This is a genomic window from Sphingomonas sp. P3_C6 (assembly GCF_056402595.1).
Map to the genome: position 1 here is coordinate 18041 of NZ_JBFUHB010000008.1, position 13918 is coordinate 31958.

General features: G+C 63.0%; 10 protein-coding genes and 1 pseudogene. 4 read left to right on the forward strand and 7 right to left on the reverse strand.

Translation table 11 applies throughout. The features are described from left to right. Positions 1–53: 53 nt before the first annotated feature. Positions 54–3122 (reverse strand): glycosyl hydrolase family 28-related protein, encoded by a 3069-nt coding sequence (locus tag AC1DT7_RS10560; protein WP_478035903.1) that lies wholly within the window; start codon positions 3120–3122, stop codon positions 54–56. 86 nt (positions 3123–3208) lie between these two features. Here AC1DT7_RS10560 and AC1DT7_RS10565 point away from each other — a divergent pair, with 86 nt between their 5' ends. After that, entirely contained in the window at positions 3209–3859 is a 651-nt protein-coding gene (locus AC1DT7_RS10565) for a gluconokinase (protein ID WP_478035904.1), read from the forward strand. Between the two features lie 2 nt (positions 3860–3861). On the opposite strand, the gene AC1DT7_RS10570 is transcribed toward AC1DT7_RS10565, so the two are convergent. Together AC1DT7_RS10570 and AC1DT7_RS10575 are read right to left on the reverse strand one after the other, a co-directional pair. Beyond that, positions 3862–4569, reverse strand: coding sequence for a FadR/GntR family transcriptional regulator (locus AC1DT7_RS10570; RefSeq protein WP_478035905.1), 708 nt, complete (start codon positions 4567–4569; stop codon positions 3862–3864). Next, positions 4566–5909: a GntP family permease gene (locus AC1DT7_RS10575; RefSeq protein WP_478035906.1), complete on the reverse strand. Its 1344-nt coding sequence runs from the start codon at positions 5907–5909 to the stop codon at positions 4566–4568. Before AC1DT7_RS10575 ends, AC1DT7_RS10570 begins: the two co-directional genes overlap by 4 nt. Positions 5910–6242: 333 nt before the next feature. On the opposite strand from AC1DT7_RS10575, the gene AC1DT7_RS10580 reads away from it, so the two are divergent. From AC1DT7_RS10580 to AC1DT7_RS10590, 3 genes are all read left to right on the forward strand, one after another. After that, on the forward strand, positions 6243–6461 hold the full coding sequence (locus AC1DT7_RS10580; RefSeq protein ID WP_478036021.1) for a response regulator transcription factor: 219 nt from the start codon (positions 6243–6245) through the stop codon (positions 6459–6461). A 98-nt stretch (positions 6462–6559) separates the two neighbouring features. Further along, positions 6560–6847 carry a hypothetical protein gene (locus AC1DT7_RS10585; protein ID WP_478035907.1) on the forward strand — a complete coding sequence of 96 codons (288 nt, stop codon included), beginning with the start codon at positions 6560–6562 and terminating at the stop codon, positions 6845–6847. A gap of 381 nt (positions 6848–7228) precedes the next feature. Then, positions 7229–9133, forward strand: a complete 1905-nt coding sequence (locus AC1DT7_RS10590) for a TIR domain-containing protein (protein ID WP_478035908.1) — start codon at positions 7229–7231, stop codon at positions 9131–9133. Positions 9134–10022: 889 nt separating this feature from the next. Here AC1DT7_RS10590 and AC1DT7_RS10595 read toward each other — a convergent pair. The 4 genes and pseudogenes from AC1DT7_RS10595 to AC1DT7_RS10610 form a co-directional block, all read right to left on the reverse strand. Beyond that, positions 10023–10979: a hypothetical protein gene (locus AC1DT7_RS10595; RefSeq protein WP_478035909.1), complete on the reverse strand. Its 957-nt coding sequence runs from the start codon at positions 10977–10979 to the stop codon at positions 10023–10025. After that, positions 10976–11332, reverse strand: coding sequence for a hypothetical protein (locus tag AC1DT7_RS10600; protein ID WP_478035910.1), 357 nt, complete (start codon positions 11330–11332; stop codon positions 10976–10978). The genes AC1DT7_RS10595 and AC1DT7_RS10600 overlap by 4 nt, the downstream gene beginning before the upstream one ends. Before the next feature lie 260 nt (positions 11333–11592). Further along, positions 11593–12034, reverse strand: a pseudogene (locus tag AC1DT7_RS10605) (transposase); the annotation flags it as partial. Positions 12035–12170: 136 nt separating this feature from the next. Next, entirely contained in the window at positions 12171–13868 is a 1698-nt protein-coding gene (locus tag AC1DT7_RS10610; protein WP_478035911.1) for an HNH endonuclease, read from the reverse strand. Positions 13869–13918: the final 50 nt, after the last annotated feature.

Here is a 13918-nt window from a genome sequence, read left to right on the forward strand (position 1 = left end):
CGCGCTCCGCCCATCATCTACGACCATGGTCGCATAGGGATCGGTGGGAGCGCTCACGGCTTCGCCGAATAGAGTGTGTGGTGGGTGAGAATGAACAGCGTCTTCCCCTCCGGGCCGCCGAACAGCAGTTGCAGCGGCCGTTCCGGCACATCTATCCGTCCCTGGTCGCGACCATCGGCGCCGTAGACGAACACCTGACCGTTCGCGACATAGACGCGGCCGTCGGGCCCCACCGCCACGCTCTCCCCGCCGCGCGGCGCGAAGGGCTTGAGATCGGTCACCGCGCCGCCCGGTCCGATCAGGCCGGAATAGGTCCGGTCCTCCGAGCCGTTGGCGACAAAGACCCGCTCGCCGACCTTGCCGGTGACCCAGCCATAGGTGTCGAGCGTATCGGAGAAGCGCCAGCCGAGATGATTGGCCGGCCCCTGCTGCCAGACGCGAAAGGCGGGCAGGACCAGGCTGCCGTCGGGCGAGACATATTCCCGCGATTTGGGCGCCGCCATGTCCCGCGCGAACATCTCGGCAAGCGTGGTGAAGCGGTCATTGGCGGGATCATATTGATCGCGGAACTCGCCGTTGTTCCAGAAGCTGCCGGGCAGCGCGACGCGTGCACCGGACCGGCGGCCGGCGGCCGTCGGGGCGATCACCTGCACCGCCTGGGGATCGCCGGGCTTGACGCTGTAGACGGTCGCTTCAGGACCGTCCGAGGACAGCACCAGAAGATTGCCCGATCGATCGACCGCCAGGTTGATCGGATCGAGCGGTGCGTCGGCGACGATCGAAAGCCCCTCCTTGTCCGACCAGCCATGGATGCGGTGGAACTGGCGATCGACGAAATAGAGTTTGCCGCCTGTATCCACCGCACCGCCGCCGAGCGCATAGAAATCACCGGCGAGCTTCTGCACCGGGGCAAGCGCTGGAGATGCGGCTGGCGCCGGCGCATCGGTCACGTCGAGCACCGCGAATTCGCGCTCCCGCACCTCGGCACCGCGCGTCAGATCCTGGATCGCGTTCGCATAGGGATATTTGCTCGCCCGCAAATAGGTGCCGCAGCCATTGGCATCGCAGGTCGAGAAGCCGCTCTCCGCGTTGACATGGACGTTGCGGAACCGGATGTCGGTCGAGCCATAGAGCCTGACCGCGGCCGGCGCCGGCTGGAGCGAGCGGGTGACGCGGTAGCCGTGGAAATTGGCGAAGAGGATGTCGCGCGAATTGCGCACTTCCAGCGCGACGGTGGTGCGGCCCTCGCCTGCCTCCTCCTCCGTCTGCGGCGCCAGGAATTCCCAGTTGCGCACGCGATCGAGCACGATCTCGGCGCGGACATGATGCTCGGCCGACATCTGATAGACATGCCCCGGCGTGGCGGTATCCGACACGTAGAGCCCGGCCTGGGCATAGGTATTGGGCGTCCACAGGCCGTTGAAGGTGCCGCCCCCGCCATCCGTCACCCAGAGGCTAGCATATTGCCCGTCCCAGCGCATCTTCGGATCGGCATCGGAAGTGTGGTTGGCGTTATAGGGATCGAACCGGCTGCCATCGGCGAGATTGGTACCGTGCCCGCCCTGGAACTTGACGTCATCGACCAGCGATCCCTCGCCCGCGCGCCACAACAGCGCCGTCGCGCGCGGATTGATGCCGCCGGTGGCGAGACCGAGGCCGGAGACGATTGCATCGCCACCCCTGGCGCTCTCGACCAACGCCCTGGCCGGGCCGACGCCGCGATAGGCGGCGGTGTCATCGGCAAGGACTATCTGGGTCAGGCTGGGGTGCAGCCCGATCAGCACGCTGTCGGCGCGCAGCTTCAGCGTATCGGTGACGCGGTAGAAGCCGGCGGGTAAATAGAGCACGCGGTGCGTATCTATCGCGCGCTGGAGCGCGGCGGTATCGTCGGTCTTGTTGTCGCCCTTTACACCGAGATCGCGGACATTGGTCCAGGTCGGGCTGGCCGGGAAGGCGCGGATCGCCGGATCGCGGCGGCGCCGCAGGGCCGACAAGGGCGCTGCGTCCATGCGCGTCGCGAAGCTGCCCGTCTGGCCCAATGCCGGCAGGGTAAGCCCATAGCTGAACGCCTTGACCCGGTATCGCGACGCCGGCCCCGCCACAGTCTTGCCGCTGTCGCGGAAGAGCGCGAACACCGGCGTGCCGCTGGCCACCGCGTTGTCGAAGCCGACCTGGGTATAGGCATTGCCTTCGTTGCTGATGATCACGCCGGCCTTCGAGACATTCTCGAAGCGGACATCCTTGCCCCACAGCCAGTCGCCATAGCCGCGGTCGATCTCGATTCCGACGGGCACGTTGCGCAGCACTGTGTTGACCAGGGTCAGCCCCGCCTCATGCTCGCGGATCGCGGCATCGCGCTGGCCGTCGAACACCGAATCGAGCAGCGTATATTGCCAGGCCGGCGAGGTCTTTTCCGTGAGGATGCCGTAGCGCCCGCCAAAGAAGCGCAGGTCCATGCCGAGATTGCCGACCTGGTAGATGCCGGCCAGCGCCGAGCCGAGATGAAAGTCGATATGGCTGAGATAGGTGTGCTGCGCGGTGTGGAATCGCACCGCCGTCGCCGCCGGATTGCCGGCGCCGATCTCGAAATTCACATTGGCCATCGCCGAATAGAAAGTGCCCGAATTCGCGTCGGCGATATCCGGATCGAACGGCACGCTGGTCGGCGGCGGTACCGGCACCGTGCCGCGCAGCGGGACGCCGCCAGGCCCGGGCGCGGCGCCGCTCGGCTGGTTGCCGGTGAAAAAGACCATGCTGCCGACGCCGCGCTGAAAGCCGGGCGTGGTCGGGGCGAGCAGCAGGACCGGTCGCGTCCTGCCCACGCCGAACAGGCGAACACCGGGCCACATATAGAGGGTCCGGGTGATTCGGTGACGACCGGAGGGCAGGAACACGATGCCGCCGCCGGGCCTGGCCGCCGCCGCGTCGATCGCCGCCTGGATCGGGGCGCTATCGTCGGTCACGCCGTCGCCCCGCGCCTTGACGGTGACCGCGGCGGGATCGTTCGGCGCGACGGAGAAGGCCGAAACCGAAGGGCCCGACTGCGCGCTGGCGGTCGAGCCGACCGACAGGGCCACCCCGATCAGACATCCCGCGATCAGGTTCGCTGCGCTGGCCGTCATGCCTGTCCACCTTTCGTGAAATCATATCCGGATATCGTGCCGGATAGCCGCGCCCGGGCGGGCCGACGACCGCGACAAAGGTCGCAATGGTAAAAGCCCGCCACCCGCCCAATAGGGTCGCCTGTGGCTGCGCGGTCGTACCGCGCCTGCCCGATGACGAAAGCTGGGGATACGTGGTGACAGCACAGGCGAACGGGACCGGATTGCCGCCCTGCGCGATCGTCGCGATGGGGGTGAGCGGCTGCGGCAAATCGACGCTGGTCGCGCATCTTGCCGCGTCTCTTTCCTGTCCGGGCCTCGAAGGCGATGATTTCCATGCAGCCGAAAGCATCGCCAAGATGCGGGCCGGGCAGCCGCTCGACGATGCCGATCGCTGGCCCTGGCTCGACCGGCTGGGCGCCGCCATCGGGGCCGCCGTGCGCGAGGGGGAGGAGGGCATTGCGCTCGCCGCCTGCTCGGCGCTCAAGCGACGCTATCGCGAGCGGCTGGCGGCGGCGGCCGGCGTGCCGCTGCTGTTCGTGCTGCTCGACGGCGCGCCCGACGAGATCGCCGCGCACCTCGCCGCCCGCACGAGCCACTATATGCCGCCGAGCCTGCTCGACAGCCAGTTCGCCGCGCTGGAACGGCCCATGGCCGACGAGCGCGCGCTGATCCTGCATTGCTACGCGCCGATCGAGGATCTTTGCCGGGACGTCCTGGCATGGGCGCACACCGGCGTCGTCGCGAGCGCCCGCTAACCTCACGGCATCAGCCGCTTGCGGCCCTGTGTCAGATGCCAGCGCATCGCCAGCGCCGCGCCGTCGGCATCCTGCGCGCGGACCGCATCGACGATCGCGTCATGCTCCTCCATCATCGTCGCGATCACCTGGGGCGGCCGGGAGCGCGAGATATCGACGCCGGCGCGCAGGATCAGCATCACGTCTTCCTGGAGACGATCGAGCGTGTCGACAAAGGCGCTGTTGCCGGTCGCCTCGGCGATCGCCCGGTGCAGCACCCAATCCTCGGCATGGGCCGGGCCGCTCGACAGCAGCGCGCCGCGCAGCCCCTCCAGCGCCGCGTCGATCGCCTCCATCTGCTGGTGCGAGCGCCGCTGCGCGGCAAGGCGGGCAGCCTCGGCCTCCAGCACGAAACGCACTTCATAGGTGCCGAGCGTCGCCGCCAGGCCGTGCATCGGCATGTGCGAGCCGAGCCGTTCCGACGGACGGCGCTTCACGTAGGAGCCCGCCCCCCGCCGCGCCTCGGTGATGCCGTCGGCGGCGAGGCGGACCAGCGCCTCCCGCACGATCGAGCGCGACATGCCGAAGACCTCGGCGAGCCGCGCCTCGGACGGCAGCCGGTCGCCGGCCACCAGGCCCTCGTCGTTGATGATCTGAACGATGCCGGTATAGGCGCGCGCCGCCAGCGTCCCTTCCCGGACGACCGGGCCTTCATGGGCGGCCCGCATCATACGACGTAACTGAGCGCCACGACCGCGGCGAGGCCGGCCACGGAGATGACCGTCTCCAGCATCGACCAAGTGCGGAACGTGTCGGCCGTGCTGGTGCCGACATAGCCCTTGACGAGCCAGAAGCCGGGATCGTTGACATGGCTGAAGAACACCGAGCCCGCGCCGATCGCCAGCACCACCAGTTCGGGCGATACGCCGGACGCGGCGACCACGCCGGGCATGACGCCGACCGCGGTGATCGTCGCGACCGTGGCCGATCCGGCGGCAAGCCGGATGCCCACCGCGACCAGCCAGCCGAGCAGCAGCGGCGAAATGGCGTACATCATCACGACGCGCGCCAGCAGATCCGACAGGCCGGCGCTGACCAGCACCTGCTTCAGCGCGCCGCCGGCACCGATCGCCAGCAGGATCGCGCCCGCCGCGCCCATCGTCTCATACCAGATCGCATCCTGGATCGCCGCCTCGGCCAGGCGCCGCCCGAACAGCAAGGGCAGCGCCAGCAGGTTGGTGACGAGCAGCGCGAGCACCGGGTTGCTGGCGGCGGCCAGCCAGACGGCATCCTTCAGCCCCGGCACGAGCTTGCCGAGCTCCCCCGCCGCGATCAGCAGGATCGGCAGGAGCACGATGAGCAGCGACACGGGGCGGGGCGGCGGCGACAGGTTCAGGGCGCGATCGTCGCTCAGGACGGGTTCGACGAGCTTCACGCCGCGCGTCGTGAACCTGGCCAGCACCGGGCCGGCGAGAATGGCGATCGGGATCGCGATGATGATGCCGTACAGCATGGTGAGGCCGAGGCTGGCGCCGAGTGCCTCGACCGCGAGCAGCGGCCCCGGGTGCGGCGGCACCAGCGCATGGACCACGCCCAGGCCGGCCAGCGCCGGCATGATCAGCCGCAGCTTGGCGGCATCGCGGTCGCCGTCGTCGGGCAGCGCCTTTGCCGCCGCCACCACGATCGGCAGCAGCAGCACCAGCCCGGTTTCGAAGAAGAGCGGCAGGCCGACGATGATGGCGATGCCCAGCGTCGCCCAGGGCGCCGCCTTCGGCCCGGTCAGCCGCAGCGCGCCGGTGGCGAGCGAGGCCGCCGAGCCCGAGAGATGCAGCATGGCCCCCAGCGAAAGGCCCAGCGCGACCACCAGCCCGGTGCCGCCGACGATGTCGCCGACGCCCTTCTGCACGGCCTTGGCCGTATCGGCGAGCGGCAGGCCGGCCAGCATCCCGACCGCGAAGGCGCCGCACAACAGCCCGATGAACGGATGGAGACGGCCACGGACGATCAGCAGGATCGCGAGCACGATGCCCGCAATGGCGGCCATCACCAGCCTGATATCGCCGCCGGTCATCGGCGCTGCCCGTGAAGCAGCACACAGCCTCTGATCGCCCTGGACATCGCCCTCTCCCTCTCCCCGGCGGCGTTTTCGCCTGCGGGCTTCCCATATGATATCTGTAGGACAGGTTTCCGCATCTCAGCAACGAAAAAAGACTTGATCCTCGGTACGGTTGAAGAACATAAATAAAGCTGTCCAACTGATTCTGGCAAAACGGGGTGGTGGACAGGGTTGCATGAGCAAGCCGGTCCATGACGCGGCAGGCCGAAGAGCCAAGGGAGCGAGGATGATATGAAAGGAAATCGCCAGGAAGCCCGGCAGATCGAAGCGGCTGCGATCCCGCGCGCCATGGATGGCATCGCCGCGCCGGTGCGGCTCACGCCGACTCAGGTCAAGGTCATGCGCGGCGTCCGGTCGGGGCAGCTCAACAAGCAGATCGCGTTCGAGCTGGGCATCGCCGAAGCAACGGTCAAGGCGCACATGACGGCGCTGATGCGCAAGCTCAACGTGAGCAATCGCACCCAGGTCGCCATCGCGGCACAGGCACTCACGCTCTCTGCGTCCTGACCTGCCGGCAGGAAGGCGTCCATCGGACCCCGTCAGGCGATCAGGGGTCTGGCGAACGCCGAATAGCGCCCCCACATCGCGCGAGAAAGGGGACGAACATGGTCAGCACCTCGAACGACGGCATCATGACCGAGTATCTCGTGAAATACGGCGCGCTCCGGATGAGCCCGAAGGACAGGTCGGCCGACCTGCTCGAGACGCTGTACATCACCGACTGCTATCGCGCCGGGCAGGATCTGGCCACAGCGCGCCGGGACTATGACAAGACGGTGTGGAACGGCATCTCTTCGGACGAGTTGCGGCCCCGGCTCGAGGATCTGGCGACCTTCATGGCAGGCCTGGCCCGCGACCGCGCCGTCCTGTGGGGCGTCGAGCTTCCTGCCTAGAGGTGAAAATCACACGCTTGGGACCCGCTCGGGAATGGCATGAATCGACCAGAGCCCGTCGTTCCGCTGTTAACGCTTGAACGTCCGCTCACGCGAGAACTGGTCACTTATATGTAATTCAGCAGTAGAGTGGCTGTGCACCAACATCGTTCATTCCAGGCCTTCCGTGCTGCTCCTGATTGCTGTTGGTCCGGTTCTGCGCGAGAGAGGGTCGATGGCTGGAGCTGCATGGACTCCCAAGCCGGGCCACCAATGTGATATGATCTGGTGCGATTTCCGGCTACCCCGGTTCCTATTTTACGGTTTATGAAACCGAGCTCAACTTTATCAGCTGGGGCCGATCGATTATCACCCTTCGCCGGCCGGGACTAGCAATCAATTATGGTATATGATGTATTTATTTCTTATAGCTGGGCTGACGAGCCGTTTGTAGACTGGCTCTGCAAGGTTTTTTCAGACAGTGGAATCACATATTTTCGCGATACTAACAATTTCGCTTTGTACGATAAATTCGATGTATCGATTAAGCATCATATATCTGAATCGCGATTTGTTGTGGCACTCATATCCCAGTCCTATCTTTCCTCGTACTGGTGTATGTTTGAAGCGCTTGAAACGATGCAGGGCGAGGATCGCGCGCAGCGCCTCCTGCCGGTGGTCCTCAAATATAACTCCGCGGATCAGTCACTCGACGAAGATTTCGTATTTGCCTCACTGGGGGATCTTGCAGAGAAGAGTGCCGAGTTTGAGCAGCGGATGATCCGTTTTCAAGCTTATGATTTGAGCGGTAAATTAGACAAGCTAGCCTTTCTTAAAGCCAATCTCCCCAAGATCTACGCCAAGATCCAGCAGCGCCTTTATCCCGAGATGAAGCTATGGTCGGAGGCGGAGGTTCACCGGGCGACGCTCGGGTTGCTACGCTGGATCAATCCAGCGATCGACCCAGATTTGGTGCTGCCCTCGTTCGCCGTCGGCCCTGCGGCTCAGGAGGGGGCGCTGACATCACCGGTTTTCGCGTCCATCCCCCGAATTCTCTGGCGAAGCCGTATCGGAATCTGTGCTTCACGGAACAGGCCAGTGATTGTCGGCAATGATGTAATCGTCGGATCGGGAGGGCGGGACTGGAATATTCCGGACGAGCAAGACGGCATTTATTGCCTTGATGCGACGGATGGTGCGCTGAAATGGTTTACCGCGACGCCGACTGACGCGAACAGCGTAACTGTTATGAAGGGCATGGCCATAGCAGGCTGCGACGATGGTTCTGCCGTCGCGGTATCGGCCGTATCTGGCAAACCGATCTGGCGCCAGCGACTTAGTGGTGGAGTGACTGGAGGCCCCTTAAAGCTTACAAGCCGCGCGCCTGGGCGGGGATCGCGCGATACCAAGGAGGACGAAGACCGGATCCTGTGCATAACCTATGAGGGTGACTTATGCACATTGTCGGCAGAAACCGGCGATATACGGCAGGTTTCGTGCATTGGGCGTAAAGTTCTGGCCCAGCCGCTTCTCGTCCAAGTCAATCCAGGCGATTTTTATGCTCAGCGCGCTTCGCTGGCTGAAGAACTTTTGATTGTTGGATGCGTGGACGGAACTGTGCTGCAGGTCCCGATATATTCGGGATCCCTTGGCGAGCCGATTTCGCAGCTGCTGCAGTACACGATGAATGGCTCTCCTTCGGCCAAAGAGGAAGCCGTTCAACTGACTGCCGCGCCGATCCGCTTCGGAAACAGTCTCATTTTTCCATTTGCTCGACAGACATATGATCAGCAGCCGCCGCTCGTGAGGGTGGATCTATATACGCTAGCGCCGATCTGGTTCTCTAAGTCCGAAGACCCTCAAAATTCATTTGGCAATTTGCGCGCCACGCCCTACGTTTTTGGAGAAAATGCCTTCTTTGTAACGGCCTATTCCCGCGATCTTACCGGTATCAGCCTCAAGACCGGCGAGGTTGTAAGCGCCACACGGCTCGGGCCAGAGATGTTTGAACAGTGGCCTGGCGTCGTGGGCGTTGATAATTCGGCGTTTGTCGCGCGCCACGACGGATATGTCCACCACGTCGATATAAGCAGCGGTGAGCGTCGCTGGAGCCTGTTTCTCGGAGCCGCTGATCGCGCCGGGTTTGCTGTGACGGGCACGCAAGCCCTCCCAGAGTTTAACGATACGGCAAGCTGGATGTCTCCGGGAAGCTCCCCCATCCTCGCGACGCCGACGCTCGACAGAGGACGACTTTATGTGAGTACTGCCGAGGGGTGGCTCTATTGTGTTGAAGGTCTCGGACTCTAGCCGCTTCGAAACTGCTCAGGCGGCAAGCAACCAGCCATTCTCAAATCGGGCCACAGATAAGACCGAGCTGGAATGTCCAGTTCCGACGAACTCTGCCGTTGATGGGCGCCGCATGGAATGACCGCGAAGTCCCACCTTTGGTCATTTGGCGCAGCACGTAATCGGACACCAAGCATCAGGCGAGAACCACTAAGTCGTTCGCGAGAATGTTCGGTAACGCGGTGCGACCACGGCCACCGCGGTTGCCCAGACGCTGACCAGAGCGAATTTCGCACAGGCAACGCCAAGACGGGCGGCCGAGACGACTTTGTCAGTTACAATGCTAACATGCTCAACTTGACCAAGAGGTGGATGCAATGCTCAAAATAGCTTTTTTCGCAGCAGGTCGTAGGGCAGGTGTCAGCTGGATTTGCGCCGATCTCGCTGGCGACATCTGAGGCGATAGGCATCGCTCCAGGCGCGGCGATCGAGCTCGAGAAGAGTCGGGAGACCATTGCGCGCGGTACGTTCGACGGGGTGGACTCGAAGATCGATCAGCTTCCTGGCTATATCTCATATACAATCTCCAGAACCGGCCCATCCTCGACATCAACATCGACCTGCGAACAGGGCAGGTGGTTGAGCGAAACCGGTGTCTTTACTTTGCCGGCGGACCGTTCGCGACGCTGAGCAAGCGTGTCCAAGCCGTCACGGGAGCGAGCGCGATCCCTTTGACGCAACTGCCTACGAACCTCGGTTGCGACCGATTGAGCAAGGTTACGTATTTAAACAGGCGACAATGAGAGGCAATATCTGATAAAACGGACATACGAACCGCTGATCCTCGTGCTCGCAGAGTCGAGGGGCTAGGTCAGTGCGATGTGGCCGTCTCACCCAAGGCTAGCGATCGCTATTTTGTGGCGCTCTCCGATACTTGAAGCCCGCAGCCCTTGAGCACGGACAAGACCAGCTTCGGCTTATCGGCATCATCCGCTAAGGCCACCATCTTCTCGCCCATTTGCATGCATGCTGCCTTGTTGGCGGGATTGGTGCTGTCTTTCACACCCTGCGCCATTTGCTGCGCGGCAACTCCTGTCGCGAAAACCTTGCCCAGCCCAAGCGTCGCCCCGTCACTCTTACCACCTGCGCTGCCGTTGAAACTGCCGTAGAGCGACAAAGCATCCAGTTTGGCGTCACCGGAACTCAAGTTCTTCTCTTCGATGAGGCGCCTACGGTCGGCTAGCGCTGTTTCGATGCGCTGATTGGCAGTTTCGATTTCACCTGATAGCGTCTTGCTGCGGGCGTTGAGCACGGTGGGATCGAGCGCGTTGAGCGCTGCTAGTTCAGTCATCAAAACAGTTTTGCGGCTCTTGTCATCCTCCGAGAGAACCCGAGGGCTGCCTGTGACTGGGTCGTTTGCCGGATTCTTCAAAGCTTCCAGCTCTGCTTCCTTATCTTTCTTCGACTTCAGCTGGTCGATCGAGGCATTCACGCCGGCCAACTCGGCTTGCTTGCCGTTACGCTCAAGCTTGGCTGTTTCGATGCTTTTTTCGAGTTCGTCGATTTGCCGCTCGCTGGCCTGAGACTTGCCCGTGATGTTGTTCTGGCCCGTGATGACTTGAACCTCGTGCAGCTTTGCGGCGCAGTGGCCCGTTTTGGGGCAACGCTTGGCGACAGCCACGGGCACGAATGCGGAGTCCAACGCTTTGAAGCCAATGTTGACGTCGAGGCCTGGACTGTCGGGGGTTCCTGCGGCGACGGTGACGCCAAACTGGTTTTTCGAAGCATAAACAAGTGGTGCCTGCTCCATGGGATAGCAGCCCGCCAACAAAAAACACATGGCGATAGGCATTACCTTGATATTCATTTAGCCCCTCCGCTTACAGCGCAAATACTGGAATTTCCCGCCAACAATCTGTTCCAGAAGTCCTTGTCGCGTTGGCCGCTAGGTGGGTTGAACAGCACGACGCGACAGTCGTCAGCACCGCGTACGATGGCGACTTGTTCGGAGCGGTACCCCAAGGTAGCGCCGCCTTGGCCGGGCACTAATCCAAAGCCTTTGAGCCTGTATGCGACGATTCGGGCGTCGGGCCGAGCATTGATTGACAAGATGCCAATGCGGCTCACTGTCACGCCCTCCGCGCCTTCAACGTGAATCATCGTGCAACCGCTGCAAAGCAGCGACAGCGCAGTCGCGAAGCGAATAGTCAAACTTGTCATTTGGCCCCCACCATCCCGCAACCATAAGCAACGAGACGCATAAGGCAAATACGTACCCTTATAAATATCGAAAGGGCAATCGATTTTCACGATGAAAAAGATGATCCGGGTGCGCAAAATGCTTTACGTAAATTCGGCGTACAGAACTGACAACTCGGTAGTTGGGAGTACGCAATGCCGCTAGTTGAACGGCAGGTTTTGGCATTGCGCCGCCGCTCACCCCACGTTTGGTTCTAGGGCGCGTAATTGCCCGGCCGCTATCAGCGTTGCGAATGGCCGGTTCCGGCATGAGCGGACATTCCCGCTACCGCATCGGAACGGCCCGTGTTGGTCGACTGCTGCCGGAGAGCCAGCGGCTTCTCATGGGAAAGGATGTGGAGGGTGGCCTCCGTCCTGACGTGCTTCAGTGTTTTCGTCTGGAAGTGCGTCGAGCCCATCCAGGCTTTCAGCGTGCCGAACGGATGCTCGACAGTCTGTTGGCGGATCCGCACGCCTCTGGCGCACGATCGAGGCGCCGCTCCATCGCCTCGACGACTGCCTCATGTCCCATCTTTTGACCCGGCGCTCCTTGCCGGTCGTGCATTGGTCATGGAGCGCGCATGTCTGGCAGTTCGAGCTCCAGCAGCTATGAAGCGTCATGCCGTCCTCGACCGAGGTGTAACGATAGATCAGATCTTCGCCAGCGGGGCATCGATAGACATTTTCCTGCTCCAGATAGCGGTTCGCTGCCTATCTCGGGCAGGAAGCGCGTCACTTCGAACGCTACCGTGCCTGCTATGCGGTGATCGCCGACGACGGAGAGGTCGTCACCGCCTGCTGGCGGCGGTGAGCCCGAACCTCACCCCTTGCCACCTCGCTCGCGATATTCAGCGCGGTGCCATTCCAGATAGGGAGAATGCCCGGCGGACACTGCGATGCCCCGGTGAGGATCACAACCCAGCGCGATCAGATCATCCCGGTCTATATCAGGTCCGATCAGCATCTCGCCTCTATCGCTGAACGAGATCAGGAAGCGGTCGAACAGCGCATCGACATTGGCAACCAGCAGCAGTCCATTGAAGCGATCGAGCCGTTCGCTGTTCGACGATGCCCGCCACGGCTTGATATGCGACGCGCGGAGCACCGGGCGGATCGCGCAGTCCGTGACGCAGCACCGGCTCTGCCAATGGTCGAGCAGCGCGTCCCGGAATGCCCCCTGTCCGATGCGCGCCTGGATCAGCTGCTCCTTCTGGGTGGCTGTGAGCGTTGGGTCTTCGACTACCTTCTGCTCGGCCAGGAGGTCGAGGCGGTCACGCATATCGGCGGTGAGCCAGTATTTGCGGGCGACGCCGAACGCCCCGGTCTGGGACGGGGCAAAGCCGAGCCGCAAGCAAAACTGCTGATACTGGTCTTCCAGAGCCGGTTCGAGCACCGGCGCGTGACCAAGGACCGTATTGATCGCACCATTGGTCAGACGCCCGTCGCGGGCCTCGTTGGCGGCATGTCTGGCGAAGCTATTGCCGGCATAGCCGATGAAGCGCGACGGGGCGAAGGCGATCCCGTCCGGCGTTGCATAGGGTAGAAAGCAGGTGCCGCGCTTGATGAGATTGAGATAGGCCGCATTGTCTGACGACGCCGGGTCGGTACGCACCGCGTCGAGCATCGCGACGTTGACGAACAGCTGATCGAGATCGGTGACGAATGCGATCTTGTCGTCGCTGCCGCCAGCGGCCTTCCCGGTGCGCGCCCTTTCGCAGAGTTTGACGAACCGCGCAGTGGTGCGGCGAATTCGTTCGGGCGGGTCGTCGAGACTTGCAACGAGAAACCAGCGGCGCGCTGCGGCCTTTCCGGCGGCTGCGACCGATATCGCCGCAAGCCCAGTCTTCTCTGCGAATTCCTGCTCGCGGATATCGGGCGCTGACCGTCGGCCACGCAGCCAGCCCTGGCGCAGCAGATGCAATCCACCGCTCGCATCGCGCGCAATCCCGGACAGGCGATTATGATCGCCCGCCACCGGGGGTGCGTTGATCTCGACCGACCATTCGCCGCCATTCGCATCGAGACCGAGCTTTGCATCGATCCCGGCTTGGCTGTCCCTCGCCTGCAGCCAGACATTGTGGCTGGTGATGCTGCGGGTTGCGCCATCGGCGGGGCCGGCGCCGAGCGCCTCATGCCAATGCGCAAATGCGTTGCGGGATATTTCAGGTTCGGTGACAAGGCGCATCTGCGGTGCGATCAGTCCGAGTTCCTGCGAGAGCGCATCATAGCCGGGCTCGAAGGTGCCGATCTGATCGCACGACCAGTCGACCAGATCCTCGAACGACATTGCGAGACCTGTCTCAGCGGGAATGATCTCAGCGAAAGGCGAGAGATGATTGTCGTGATGGCGCAGCTCGTCATACCGGCGCCGGGTCTCGGTCCCGTTGATCTGGACGGTATCGATCTTGACGCAGAACTCGCCCGACGCATCGATGCCGACCGTATAGGCCAGCTCCTTCGGTGCGCCTTTGCGCGGATAAATTCGCACCCAGGTATAGGGCTTGAACTTCTGCGCCATATCGGTCGGTCGCGAGAGCTTGCGGACGCAACCTTCCGGGAAGAGACGGT